Source organism: Mammaliicoccus sp. A-M4 (assembly GCF_022386955.1).
GTDB lineage: Bacteria > Bacillota > Bacilli > Staphylococcales > Staphylococcaceae > Mammaliicoccus > Mammaliicoccus lentus.
Map to the genome: position 1 here is coordinate 19,632 of NZ_JAJNHH010000009.1, position 14,271 is coordinate 33,902.

The 14,271-nt window shown below is 32.8% G+C and carries 13 protein-coding genes; 1 reads left to right on the forward strand and 12 read right to left on the reverse strand.

Going from position 1 to position 14,271, the window contains the following annotated elements:
• Positions 1-8 precede the first annotated feature (8 nt).
• Entirely contained in the window at positions 9-1,025 is a 1,017-nt protein-coding gene (locus LQ682_RS08725) for a sugar-binding transcriptional regulator (RefSeq protein WP_017000779.1), read from the reverse strand.
• A 149-nt stretch (positions 1,026-1,174) separates the two neighbouring features.
• A complete protein-coding gene (locus LQ682_RS08730; protein ID WP_064204484.1) occupies positions 1,175-1,420 on the reverse strand; it encodes a glutaredoxin family protein in 246 nt (81 codons plus the stop codon).
• Positions 1,421-1,860: 440 nt separating this feature from the next.
• On the opposite strand from LQ682_RS08730, the gene clpP reads away from it, so the two are divergent.
• Positions 1,861-2,451: an ATP-dependent Clp endopeptidase proteolytic subunit ClpP gene (gene clpP / locus LQ682_RS08735; protein ID WP_017000781.1), complete on the forward strand. Its 591-nt coding sequence runs from the start codon at positions 1,861-1,863 to the stop codon at positions 2,449-2,451.
• Between the two features lie 58 nt (positions 2,452-2,509).
• On the opposite strand, the gene whiA is transcribed toward clpP, so the two are convergent.
• The 10 genes from whiA to uvrA form a co-directional block, all read right to left on the reverse strand.
• Positions 2,510-3,451 (reverse strand): DNA-binding protein WhiA, encoded by a 942-nt coding sequence (gene whiA / locus LQ682_RS08740; RefSeq protein WP_017000782.1) that lies wholly within the window; start codon positions 3,449-3,451, stop codon positions 2,510-2,512.
• Positions 3,452-3,849: 398 nt separating this feature from the next.
• On the reverse strand, positions 3,850-4,836 hold the full coding sequence (locus LQ682_RS08745; protein WP_064204485.1) for a gluconeogenesis factor YvcK family protein: 987 nt from the start codon (positions 4,834-4,836) through the stop codon (positions 3,850-3,852).
• A complete protein-coding gene (rapZ, locus tag LQ682_RS08750) occupies positions 4,823-5,737 on the reverse strand; it encodes an RNase adapter RapZ (RefSeq protein WP_103268608.1) in 915 nt (304 codons plus the stop codon). Before rapZ ends, LQ682_RS08745 begins: the two co-directional genes overlap by 14 nt.
• 261 nt (positions 5,738-5,998) lie before the next feature.
• Entirely contained in the window at positions 5,999-6,946 is a 948-nt protein-coding gene (gene trxB / locus LQ682_RS08755) for a thioredoxin-disulfide reductase (protein ID WP_064204487.1), read from the reverse strand.
• Positions 6,947-7,009: 63 nt separating this feature from the next.
• Positions 7,010-8,446 carry a tetratricopeptide repeat protein gene (locus LQ682_RS08760; RefSeq protein ID WP_064204488.1) on the reverse strand — a complete coding sequence of 479 codons (1,437 nt, stop codon included), beginning with the start codon at positions 8,444-8,446 and terminating at the stop codon, positions 7,010-7,012.
• Positions 8,447-8,454: 8 nt separating this feature from the next.
• Positions 8,455-8,937, reverse strand: a complete 483-nt coding sequence (locus LQ682_RS08765; protein ID WP_017000788.1) for an acyltransferase — start codon at positions 8,935-8,937, stop codon at positions 8,455-8,457.
• 14 nt (positions 8,938-8,951) lie between these two features.
• Positions 8,952-9,779 carry a prolipoprotein diacylglyceryl transferase gene (gene lgt, locus LQ682_RS08770; RefSeq protein ID WP_103268609.1) on the reverse strand — a complete coding sequence of 276 codons (828 nt, stop codon included), beginning with the start codon at positions 9,777-9,779 and terminating at the stop codon, positions 8,952-8,954.
• Positions 9,776-10,708 carry an HPr(Ser) kinase/phosphatase gene (hprK, locus tag LQ682_RS08775; protein ID WP_017000790.1) on the reverse strand — a complete coding sequence of 311 codons (933 nt, stop codon included), beginning with the start codon at positions 10,706-10,708 and terminating at the stop codon, positions 9,776-9,778. Before hprK ends, lgt begins: the two co-directional genes overlap by 4 nt.
• A gap of 357 nt (positions 10,709-11,065) precedes the next feature.
• Positions 11,066-11,419 carry a hypothetical protein gene (locus LQ682_RS08780; RefSeq protein ID WP_064204491.1) on the reverse strand — a complete coding sequence of 118 codons (354 nt, stop codon included), beginning with the start codon at positions 11,417-11,419 and terminating at the stop codon, positions 11,066-11,068.
• Positions 11,420-11,435: 16 nt separating this feature from the next.
• The gene (gene uvrA, locus LQ682_RS08785) at positions 11,436-14,270 is read right to left on the reverse strand and encodes an excinuclease ABC subunit UvrA (RefSeq protein ID WP_017000792.1); all 2,835 of its coding nucleotides are present in this window, start codon (positions 14,268-14,270) and stop codon (positions 11,436-11,438) included.
• Position 14,271 lies beyond the last annotated feature (1 nt).

Here is a 14,271-nt window from a genome sequence, read left to right on the forward strand (position 1 = left end):
TTAACCTTTTATTCCGCATTGATTATTGCTTTTGCAGCACTTTCATCAGTTACCAAAATGGTATTCTTCGGTGCAATTTCAAGATATGCTTTAATCGCATCTGCTTTCGATGCACCGCCCGCTACTGCAAAAATATTTGTTTTTGTCGCTAAATCTTCTAGTTGCAAGCCAATCGTTTTGACACGATGTACGACCTCGCCTTTGGCATTAAAATAATAACCAAAAGCTTCTCCGACTGCATGATGATGTTTCAATTGACTTAAGACTTCATCTGAAGACTTTCTTCTTTCAGCCATTTTCAGCGCATCACCAATCCCGTGAATAATAAAATCCGAGCGACGAATTGCATCCAGAACCTCTATAACAGCTGGTTCTTTCAGCAAAGTCTCATATGAACTTTCGCTTACTTGGTCTGGAACATACAAGACCTTATACGACCCACCAGTTCTATTTGCCATGCTTGCACAAATCGTATTAGCTTGAAATACTACATTTTCTCCCAAGCCGCCACGAGCTGGTGTGAACAAAATGTCTTTATCTAATGGATGTAATGACTCACTAACTTTAGCCATCGTCGATCCACCAGTTACTGAAACAGATGCTTTATCATATAAAGACTGTTCAAGTAATTCTCCCGTTACATTTCCCATCTCCGCCTTAACTGTTTCATCTTTATCAGAGTTTCCTCTTACGATATGAACTTTAACGCCATATTGATTGAAAATCTCATCTTCTAAGTGATTGAAACTTGAATATAATGTGAGGTAATGAGATAACGATGCTAACGTGTGCTCGCCAGTCTCAGTTAGTTTCATACCTGTAGATTGAACGCGGATTAAATCTTGCTGTTTTAAAATTTCTATCTCTGTTCTCAATACCCGTTCAGTAATATTCATAACATCACTTAATGTTCTTCTGCCAATAGGTTGCTTCTTCTCAATCGTTGATAAAATATTAAAACGTCGATACATCTTGTCAATTAGGTCAGGCACAAGTCTATGTTGTATCTTTAACAAATCTTCCATAAACATGTCCCTCCTCACAAATTAACAGATGGGCAATTTCTAACCTGGGTTAGACATTTTTCGTCCCATGTGGGTCAAAAAAATAATATCTGTTTACAGTTATTATAATACACCCACTGCAAACTGATTGCAAGTAAAAGCAATTTGATTTAGCTTAAATTTTCTACTTCTTCTAATAATGTTACGAAATCAATATTTCCTTCTTGAAGTATTTTATCTTGATACATGACAATTGGAATTCTAAGCATGTATTCATTCAATAAATAATCATTATCTTCTATATGTATTGTTTCAATATTAACAGGCTTTTCAAAAGTTTCTTTGAAAAATTCTAGTTGATATTTCGCATCTTCACACAAACCACAATTTCGTCCGATGTAAAATTTAATGTTCATGTTCTCATCCTTTAGTTAAAATAGCCTCCCCGGGACGAATTGAACGCCCATTTCAAGAACCGGAATCTTGCGTGTTATCCATTACACTACGGAGAGTTAATTCTTAATTGTTTATTTATAATGCCTTAACATCTTCATTATATAATAAAGTTATCAATTATAGGGAGTGATTATAATGACTTACAGCCAAGCAGAAAACATTATTAAAAAAAGATGCGAATATTTTAATATGGATGTCACGCTTATACATTGCACTCAGCTTATTGATTACGGAAACTATTATATCATTTATGCAACCATTGACAATAATTGTCGCAAATTTCCTGTGTATAAATCAGCTATTTAAGTTATAATATTCATCAGTAGGTCATATATTTTGACCATGTTTGACTTTGTGTTGTATGATATGGTCATTAACATATTCAAAGGAGGATTAACTGATGAATTTAATACCAACAGTTATAGAAACAACAAACCGCGGTGAACGCGCTTATGATATTTACTCACGTTTATTGAAAGACCGCATTATTATGTTAGGTTCTGCTATCGACGATAACGTAGCGAACTCAATCGTATCACAATTATTATTCTTACAAGCTCAAGACTCTGAAAAAGACATATATCTTTACATTAACTCACCTGGTGGTAGTGTAACAGCTGGCTTTGCTATCTATGATACAATCCAACACATCAAACCAGACGTACAAACTATTTGTATAGGTATGGCAGCTTCAATGGGATCATTCCTATTAGCAGCTGGTGCAAAAGGTAAACGTTTTGCTCTACCTAACAGTGAAGTAATGATTCACCAACCACTTGGTGGTGCACAAGGACAAGCAACTGAAATTGAAATCGCTGCTCGTCATATCTTACGCACACGTGAAAAATTAAACAACATCTTATCTGAAAGAACAGGTCAACCAATTGATAAAATTGAAAGAGATACTGACCGTGATAACTTCTTAACAGCTGATGAAGCTAAAGATTATGGTTTAATCGACGATGTTATGCATCCTGAAGATATAAAATAATTTTTTAATAAAAAAACGCCTTTCCAATTTATTTTGGAAAGGCGTTTTTATTATATACTTAATTAATTGTTTCGCCGCTTCTTATTTTATCTGCCATTTCATTTAATTTACGTAACCTATGATTAATACCTGATTTAGAAATTTTACCTGTACTTACCATTTCTCCAAGTTCTTTAATAGAAACATCTTGGTTATCAATCCTTAATCTTGCCACTTCTCTTAAACGATCCGGTAAATTGTCTATTCCAATCTCTTTATCGATTAATTGAATACTCTCTACTTGTTTCATCGCTGCACTTACGGTTTTATTTAAATTTGCTGTTTCACAATTTACAAGTCTATTCACTGAATTACGCATATCTCTAATAATTCGAACATCTTCAAATTTAAGCAACGCTTGATACCCGCCTATTAAACTTAAGAAATCCGAGATTTTTTCTGCTTCTTTTAAATAACTAATGTAACCTTTTTTACGCTCTAACTGTTTAGAATTTAATTCATACTGATTCATTAAAGCTGTTAAATCTGCTGAATGCTCCTCATATAATGAAAATATTTCTAAATGATATGATGAAGTTTCCGGGTTGTTTACTGACCCGCCCGCTAAAAATGCACCTCGCAAATAGCTTCTTTTACAAATATCATTTTTTAAAATACTTTTATCAATTTCTTGTTTAAACATACCGTCTTGCAGTATACCAAGTTCATCTAGTATTTCTTTTGCTTTAACTTTAATTCTACTAATATATATATTGTTTTTCTTGAGTTTCATTTTCTTTCTTACTAATAATTCAACTTCTACACCGAAGCATTTTTTTATTAGTGAAAATATACGTCGTGCTATGGCTGCGTTTTCTGTTTGAACATTTATAACAAATTGTTGATTAGAAATGCTTAAGTTTCCATTCATTCTAATCAAAGCTGAAAGTTCTGCTTTTGCACAATCATCGTCAACTTCTATTCGCGTTAATTCATTTTTCATTTCTGAAGCAAAGCTCACAGCAGATCACCCTTTCTTATTTATACACATAAAAATAATGATATGCCGAAAGACATATCATACGTTTCATTTCTACTATATATTACATGGAACAGCCGGGCGTATCAAGTTATTCATCTTAAGTTTTATTTTTTTGCTGTTTCTTTGATAATACCAAACAAAATCATAGTCACGCCTATAATTAAAAAGATAACCCCTAAAGATTGATGAACAACTAACCCTGTTAACAATAAAATACATCCAATAAAATACATCCAATAAGTACCATCAAAATTTGTACTCGTTTCATAACTACCACCCCATTTTGTAACCCCTTACAAATACACTTTTATTCTACTTCAATTTTTAAAAGAAGCATAGTAATAACATTATAAATATTATTACTATGCTTCTCTAATTTATTTATCTTTTTTGTATTGAATCGTACTAATTTCTTGAAGAACAACTTCATATATAATACGTGCAAGCACTTTATTATTATGCCTAATATATTGATGTGGTGTAATACTCACAAGGTTTTTATCATGAATACATTGAACGCCCATCTCTTTTAATTTGTCATGATCAAAATCTACTTGTTTTGCATCTTCTTCTTCATATCTCAATAAAATTTCTTTATTAAAACGTTCATTCTGACAAATTACAAAATCTATAAACGACGCTCCTACGTGATCGTGAATTGCTTTAACATGATCACTCACGCTATATCCAGTTGTTTCACCTTTTTGTGTCATAAGATTACATACATATAATCTTTCAGCTTCCGTATTAATAATCGCGTCTCTCATCTTGTTTAATATTAAATTTGGTAAAATGCTGGTATACAACGAACCAGGTCCCATAACAATTAAGTCTGCTTCTTCTATTGCTTGTATTGCTTCAGGCATTGGTTCAATGTCTTCAGGTGTTAAATATACTTCTTCTATCTTTTTAGATTTTTTAGGTATATTCGATTCACCGACAACAACTTCTCCATCAGACATAACCGCATTAAGCACAATACTTTTAGTTGTAGATGGTATAACTTGTCCTTTAATATTTAAAATTTTACTTAATTCTTTTACGGCATGTCCGAAATCATCCGTTATGTTAGTCATTGCTGCTAATAATAGATTTCCTATTGAATGACCACCCAATTTTTCCTCTTCAAAACGATATTGGAATAATTTTTCAAGCATTGGTTCTGTATCACTTAATGCTGCTAACACATTTCTAATATCACCAGGTGCAGGTATATCCATCACATCACGGATTTTACCTGTACTACCACCGTCATCAGCAACTGTAACAATGGCAGTTATATCAATTGGATAATCTTTCAGTCCTCTTGCTAATACTGAAAGACCTGTTCCGCCTCCAATTAGGACAACTTTAATTTTTTTCATTTTTTATTCTACTTTCGATATGTGCATCGCGATGTGACGTATACACAACATAATCAAAATTATCTTTAATATCTTCACCTAGTCTTTTAGCAAGTGCTACAGAGCGGTGTTGACCACCTGTACAACCAATTGCAATTGTTAATTGTGATTTACCTTCTTTTTTATATCCTGGTAACATAAACATCATTAAATCACTAAACTTCTTATAAAAAGTCGAAGTCTCTTTCCATTTCATTACATATTGGTATACTTCATCGTCTAACCCAGTTAATGGCCTTAATTCGTCTACATAATATGGATTAGGTAAAAATCTTACATCAAATACAATATCTGCATCTATAGGCATACCATGTTTAAAACCAAAGCTCAACACCCTTACTTCGAATGTTGAAGAAGGATCTTTTTCGAAAGTTTCAATTAATTCTTGTTTTAATGATTTTGGTTTCATTTCTGTAGTATCAATCACAAAATTACTAATACCTTTAATGTCACTTAGCAACACTCTTTCTTGCTCAATAGCTGCTAACAAGCTTCCTTTTTCACTAAGTGGATGTGTTCTTCTCGTTTCTTTATATCTTGAAATTAACCTTTTATCGTTAGCTTCTAAAAATAGTATATCCACAATAACCTTTTTTTCACTTTGTATATAATCTAATTCTTCTCTTAAGTTATTAAAAAAATCTCTTCCTCTTAAATCAATTCCGATTGCTACTTTTGATAAGGAAGGATTACCTTGATCCATCAAATCTACGAATTTTTGTAATAGGATTGGTGGTAAGTTATCTACGCAAAAATATCCTAAATCTTCTAACGCCTGTAATGCTACTGATTTACCTGCACCAGACATACCTGTAACGACTATTAATTCATTCTTCACATTGCTCTTGTCGACAAGTTTCATAACTATTCTCCTTTGACTATCAAATATACCTTTATATTACATCATAACATCATAAAATACATTAAATATATGAAGCTATCGATATTTATTAAAAGAGCGGAACAGAAATTATATTTTTTTAAAAATTTTGTAGTCCCGTCCCAACTAGGATTACTATGATAAAAAATTGTTCTAAGCTCATTTTCAGTCCAGTCAGCTACTCCCTATGTAATGAAACAGTCCGAGACATTTATATATGTCCCGGACTGTTTATAAATTTCATTAAATTAATTGTTCTTCGTCTTCTAGTGTTTCAATATAAGCTTGAGCATTTTGAGCTGCTATACTACCATCACCTGTTGCTGTAACGATTTGACGTAATGTTTTTTCACGTACATCTCCTGCAGCGTATACACCAGGTACGTTCGTTTCCATATCATCATTTGTTTCAATATAGCCATTTTCATTTAAAATACCTAATGATTCAAATGGTTTAGTTAATGGTTTCATACCGATGTAAATAAATACACCATCAGCTTCATGTTCTACTTCAGAACCGTCTTCAGTTGATACTAATGTTACTGAACCAACTTTTCCATCTTTTTCATTAATAGATTTCAATGTTGAATTCCAAATGAAGTCCATTTTTTCATTTTTAAATGCACGATTTTGAATGATTTTTTGAGCTCTTAATTCATCTCTTCTGTGTACAACTGTTACTTTGTCTGCAAATTTAGTTAAGAACATGCCTTCTTCTACAGCAGAATCTCCTCCACCAATAACGTAAATATTTTTACCTTTAAAGAATGCACCATCACAAACTGCACAGTAACTTACACCACGGCCACCTAATTCTTGTTCACCAGGCACACCAATTTTCTTATATTCTGCACCTGTCGCAATGATAATTGCATGTGCAGTTAGTGTTTTATCTCCCATGTTAACAACTTTATAATGACCTTTATCTTCTATATCTTTTATATCACCATATTCATATTTAGCACCAAATTTTTGCGCGTGTGTAAACATTTTAGTTGATAAATCTGGTCCAGTTATTAAATCAAAACCAGGGAAGTTCTCTACATCTTCTGTATTTGCCATTTGTCCACCTGGCATACCACGTTCTATCATCACAGTTGATAAATTAGCTCTTGAAGCATATACTGCTGCTGTCATACCAGCTGGACCTGCCCCAACAATAATTACATCATAATCTACTTGTGTAGTCATTTATAAACTGCCTCCTCTTATTAATTCAGTAGAATTGTACAACAATCATTCACATAAGCAAACTTATATGCTCACTAATGCTTTTATCGCTTTATTTAAGCGATAAGCTGTTATGTTAAATGAATTTTGTATCTCTTTTTTAGTTATTTTTTTATTTAATGTCTTTAAATAAATATAAATCGACGCGGCAACATAGTGTGTTGCTTCTTCAATATTTTCATGTTCTGCAATCAACATTTCAGCATGTTCTATCCATGACACGAATAATTCTTTACCATAATGTTGATATTCAGATTGTTCTATTAATCTCATACCTTCATCAATAAAACCTAGTTTATTAAGATGTAAATCTTGAAAGATATACGTAATATATAGTCGTTCATAATCAGGTAAATTCTCTAAAACTTCCCAAGTTTCATGGGACATGACTAATTCTTTATTCTTCATATGCCCCAATAAGAATATTCCATATAAACGATATCTATAATCTTCATCTTTTAATAAAGGTAACACTTGCTTATCTAGCATATCTTTAAGGTCGTCAATTTTCCATGGAGGTAATTGACTATGGTATTGTACACTACCTTCAAACTTTAGCCAATGACGTTTAGCCTCTTCCAAATAACCTAAATGATAAAAATTATAACTTAAGGCATGATGTAATTGTGGTGTACTCGCCTGAGGTTTCTTTAAAAGTGGCACTAACAATTGGTTTGAAGATTTATGCTTACCTAAATAACTTAACACTACACCCAATTTAAATGACTCTTCGTCATTAATAGGATGTAGCTTACTTAATTGTTTTAAATAATGGTTAAATCTATCCATTTGTTCAGTGTTATATAAGAGTAATGTCATATGGCAAAGTGCATAAATATCTGAGGGGTCCTCATCTAAGATTGTTTGTAATAATGCTTCTGCTTCTTCATATTTACTGTTATACAGCAACGCCATCGCTTTTAAATTCATGATATGCACATCTTCTTGCATAGTTAAACGCTGTCGTTCAAGGTAGTGATATGCTTCATCTAAACGACCATTACCAAATAAATATTGAAAGATATGCTGAATTACAAATCTTTCTGCTTCTTCTTCAACTACTGTTTGATCATCATATTTCACTTCGAACATTTGTATCATTTCATCAAAATAATCTTGGTCATCTTCCTCTGTTACATACCTTAAACCGAATAAAAATGCCTTGTTCGGTTCATTTGATTTTATGAACATCTGACTTAAATAAAAATAATAATCTGTTACAAAATTGCCCTTAGCTATTTGATCATACATTAGTTCTTCAGCTTTTGTATTTTGATTAAGCTCTACAAGACATTCAGCGTATGGCGGAATAATAACAAAATCATCAGGCGATAGTTCAAGTGCTTTTTTAAATAAAGACTCAGCATATATATAATCTTGTTCTCTCATTTTTTCCATAGCCTTATGGTAATAGAAGTCTTTATCAAACCTAACATGTATAATATTCGAATTGTCTCCCAATGATTTATTCACCGCCTCTTCTTAAGTTGCATTGGATTGCCAAATGCCATCATATCCTCAGGAACATCTTTCGAAACGATAGTTCCGCTAGCTACAATAGCATTATTTCCAATGTTAACGCCAGCTAAAATCGTCGCATTTGCTCCGATTAACACATTATCTCCAATGTTAACGCGACCAACCCTATATTCTTCTACTAAATACTCGTGGCATAATATTGTCGCATTATATCCTATTACACAGTTACTACCTAGTGTAATAAGTTCCGGGTATAAAATATCTGGCGTTGCTTTAAATGCAAAAGCAGTTTCCCTTCCTACTTTCATTTTTAAAGCTTTTCGATATAACCAATGTTTCCATTTAAGACTTGGTAAATATCTACTAATTTCAATGATAATAACATTTTTACATACTTTTATAAAACGTATTGTTTGATACATTTTCCATAATGGATTCGCACCAGAAACTTTCTTTATTTTTAATGCTCTCAAAATTAACACTTCTTTCAATTCGAGTTATGGTAATAACCTTTAACTTCTCTGAATTTAGGTAAATCATAACGTATCCTTCTATATAATATAAAGATGATTGATGCAATAATAATGACAATAGATATTACTTGAGCAATTCTTAAATATTCAGTAAGCATTAAACTATCTGTTCTTAATCCTTCTATAAAGTATCGACCAATAGAGTAATAAATTAAATATGCAAAGAATGTTTCGCCAATTTTTAAATGTGGTCTTATTAATAATAAAATAATAAATCCAATGATATTCCATATCGATTCATACAGGAATGTCGGTTGATAAAATACACCGTCAATTTGCATTTGGTTAATGATAAAATCAGGTATATGTATGTTTTCCAAGAAGCTTCTTGAAACAGGTCCACCGTGTGCTTCTTGATTGATAAAATTACCCCATCTCCCAATGGCTTGCGCTAAAATAATACCTGGCGCCACAATATCGACCATTTGGAAGAAGGATAAGTTTTTCACTCGACATAATATTGCCCCAGTTAAAAATGCACCAATTAATCCACCGTGTATAGCAATTCCACCGTTCATAATTAAAGGTATCTCTGCTAAGTGTTGACTATAATATTCCCATTCAAATGCAACATAATATATTCTCGCACAAATGATGGCCATAACCACACACCAAATGATTAAATCAATTAACGTTTCTTCTTTAATTCCTACCTTTTTAGCCGTGCTTTGTGCCATAAGATAACCAATTAATATACCAGATGCGATTATGATTCCATACCACCTAATTGAAAGTGGTCCTAATTGAATTGCGACTGGATCTATCCCTAGCACTTCCATCATTCTTTCTCCTTACTAGCGTTTTTTAATATTTCAGCATTTAGACGATTATTAAATTCTTCTGCCGTATTAATACCCATATTGTTTAGACGATAGTTCATCGCTGCCACTTCAATAATGACAGCTAAGTTTCTACCAGGTCGAACAGGTATTGTTTTCTTAGTAATTTTAGAATCGAGTATTTTTAATGTTTCTTCATTTAATCCTACACGATCATAAATTTTTTCTTTGTGCCATGTCTCTAAATTGATATTTAATTTAATACGTTTTTCCATCAAAATCGAACCGGCTCCAAATAATGTCATTACGTTAATGATACCTAAACCTCTTATTTCTAATAAATGTTCAATGATTTTCGGTGCTTTACCGATTAATTCATTCTTATTAATTTCTTTTATCTCTACGTTATCATCCGCTACAAGACGATGACCTCTTTTTACAAGTTCTAATGCTGTTTCACTCTTACCAACACCACTATCGCCAGTAATAAGAACACCAACACCATAAACGTCAACAAGTACACCGTGCAACGAAGTTTCAGGCGCTAATTCTCTTTCTAAATAGCTTGTCACTTGTCCCATCAATTTTGTAGTTGATGATTCGCTGATAAGTAGTGGCGTATTCTCTCTATTACAGCTTTCTTTTAATTCTTCAGGCGCTTCTAGTCCACGCGTTATAATAATAGCTGGTGTTTCCGGTCTACATAATTTAGCCATGCGTCCTTCTTTTTCTTCATCCGGCAACAAATTATAAAATGATAATTCTGTCGTACCTAATACTTGAATTCTGTCTGAAGAATAATGTGAAAAATACCCTGCCATCTCGAGCCCAGGTCTTGATAAATCAGTTTCAGTTACTTTGCGATGGAGTCCAGCCTTACCAGCAATGACTTCCATGTTAAATTGTTCTATTAATTTACTACTCGTAATCATAGGTTCACCTCTAGGTTAATATATGTTAATTCTAATGAACTTTAGTGATAACTGCAATCATTATAAATATACGAAAAGTGACAATAAAGCAAAAACTAGAAGATTAAAGTTCGTTATTTTAAATTATTTGACTTTAAATATAGAAATGTTGCACGTGACACTTCTCTAGCAACTTTAGAGACTCGTAAATTTCTATATGACCAGAATTTATATTATTTCTAATAAAAAAGAGACTAGGACATAAATACATGTCTCAGTCTCTCATTATAAAGGCAGTAGCTGACTAGGTGGGACTACGAAATCTTTTTATTAAACTGAGATTTCTGTCCCGCTCCCAAACGTAACTTTCTAAGCTACTTATAAATTATTATTTTGATCGTTGTTATTATTATCGTTATTCTCGTTGTTCCCTTTGTTAAATGAACGGATAATTGTTCTTAATGATTCGTCTAATTGTTGTACTGGATCCACATCGCTGTTTTCTCTATTTTGAAATTGTTTATCAAATTCAGTTTTACCGTTTTTAGCTGTTGATTTTACTTTTTCAAATAAATCTTCAAATAATGTTTCTACATTTTCTCTAGATTTACTTGTGAATGCTGTTGATTTTTGACCATTATTTGAAGTAGCTTCTAATAGTTTCACCGCTTCATCTACATTAATATGGTCTTTCTCGATTAATTCTAAAATCTTTAACTGTACTTCGTTCATACTTTCGCCTCCCGTTTTATGCTCGATCTCTTTCTAAGATCGGCTTTAAATATTTACCAGTATATGATGCATCTACTTCTACTATATCTTCTGGTGTTCCTGTTGCGATGATTTCTCCACCGCCATCTCCACCTTCTGGACCTAAATCAACGATATAGTCTGCTGTTTTAATGACATCTAAATTATGTTCTATAATAATGACAGAGTCACCATTTTCTACAAGTCTGTTTAATACACTTAGCAAGCGTTTTATATCATCAACGTGTAAACCAGTTGTTGGTTCGTCAAGAATATATAACGACTTACCGTTAGAACGTCTGTGCAGTTCAGATGCCAGCTTCACACGTTGAGCTTCACCACCGGATAAAGTTGTAGCAGGTTGACCGAGTTTAATATAACCTAGGCCAACATCAACAAGTGTTTTAAGCTTTCTATTTATCTTTGGCAAGCTTTCAAAGAAATGATACGCATCTTCTACAGTCATTTCTAATACGTCAGAAATATTTTTTCCTTTATATGTTACTTCTAACGTTTCTCTATTATACCTTTTTCCATCACAAACTTCACATGGTACGTATACATCAGGTAAGAAATGCATTTCAATTTTGATAATTCCATCGCCTTTACATGCTTCACAACGGCCACCTTTAACGTTAAAACTAAATCTACCTTTTTGATAACCTCTTACTTTAGCTTCATTCGTTTGACTAAATACATCGCGAATATCATCGAATACACCTGTATATGTCGCCGGGTTAGATCTTGGTGTTCTACCTATTGGTGATTGATCTATATCAATAATTTTTTCTATTTCATTAACACCTTTAATAGATTTGTGTGCACCAGGTCTTGTTTTTGTATTATAAAGTTGTTTTTGAAGTCCTTTGTATAATACTTCGTTAACTAATGAACTTTTGCCGGAACCAGAAACACCCGTTACACAAGTCAATACTGATAATGGAAAATCTACATCTACATTCTTCAAATTGTTACTCGTTGCACCTTTTACAGAAATTTTGCGTTTCGTTATTTTTCTTCTCTTAGCCGGCACGACAACTTTTTCTTTACCACTTAAATATTGACCAGTTAAAGAATCTTCATTAGCCATGACTTCTTCTGGTGTACCACTCGCAACTATTTCACCGCCATGAACACCAGCTTTAGGCCCTATATCTACTAGGTAATCTGCTGCTTTCATCGTATCTTCGTCATGTTCCACAACAATTAAAGTGTTGCCCATATCTCTCATAGATTTCAAAGTATTAATTAATCGGTCATTATCACGTTGGTGTAGTCCTATAGAAGGCTCATCAAGAACATAAAGTACACCTGATAACCTTGAACCAATTTGCGTTGCTAATCTTATACGTTGCGCTTCACCACCAGATAAAGTACCTGATGATCTGTTTAATGTTAAATATTCTAAACCAACATCATTTAAGAATGTTAGTCTTTCGTGTATTTCTTTCAAAATTAGCTTAGCAATTTGACGTTCAGTTTCATCAAGCGTTAAATTATCGAAGTGTTTTAACGAATCACTTATAGAATATCTTACAACTTCACCTATATGTTGACCGTCTACTTTAACACATAAAGCTTTTTCATTTAATCGATAACCATTACATGTTTCACATGTTTTTTCGACCATGTATTTTTGCATAACTTCTCTTACATATTCAGATGGCGAATCATGGTATCTTCTTTCGATGTTATTCAACACACCTTCAAAAGCCATCGTTCTTGTACGTTTTGCTTTTGTACCATAATCTTGATTAAATTCAAATTTAATTTCATCATCATGACCACGTAAAATGATATTTTTTTCTTTTTTAGTTAAATCTTTAAATGGTTTATCCATATCTATTTTAAAATGCTCACATGTTTGTTCTAATAACGTTGGATAATAATTAGAACTAATAGGTTGCCATGGTAATATAGCGCCATCTTTAAGGCTTAAAGTTTTGTCTGGAACAACTAAATCTATATCAACTGTTAATTTACTGCCTAAACCATCACACGATGGACAAGCACCAAATGGACTGTTAAATGAGAACATTCTAGGTTCTAAATGATCAACAGAGAATCCGCAAATTGGACATGCATGGTGCTCTGAAAACTTAATTTCATCACCATCAATAACGTCAGCAATTGCAGTACCATCAGCTAATTCTAAAGCAGTCTCTAATGAATCAGCTAGACGTGCTTCTATGCCATCTTTAACGACTAAGCGGTCTATTACGACATGAATTGTATGATTTTGATTTTTATTTAATTCTGGTACATCGTCCACGTCTAAAATTTGGCCGTCAACTTTCAATCTTGCATAACCTTTTTTAGCAATATCGTCGATTAATTTCTTATGTGAACCTTTTCTTCCAGAAATTATTGGAGATAGAATTTGAATTTTAGTTCTTTCTTCTAACTCCATTACTTGATCGACCATTTGCTGCACGGTTTGAGATTTTATTTCTATACCATGGTTTGGACATATCGGTCTTCCTACTCTTGCATATAGTAATCTTAAATAATCATAAATTTCAGTTACCGTTGCAACAGTAGAACGCGGATTTTTACTCGTTGTTTTTTGGTCAATCGAAATAGCTGGTGACAGCCCTTCAATTAAATCAACGTCCGGCTTATCCATTTGTCCTAAAAATTGTCTTGCGTAAGCACTTAAAGATTCTACATATCTTCTTTGTCCTTCAGCATAAATAGTATCAAAAGCTAATGAAGATTTACCTGACCCAGATAAACCTGTCATCACTATTAATTGATCTTTAGGTATTTCAATATCTACATTTTTCAAGTTATGTGCTCTCGCACCCTTTACGATGATGGATTTATTTTTCATC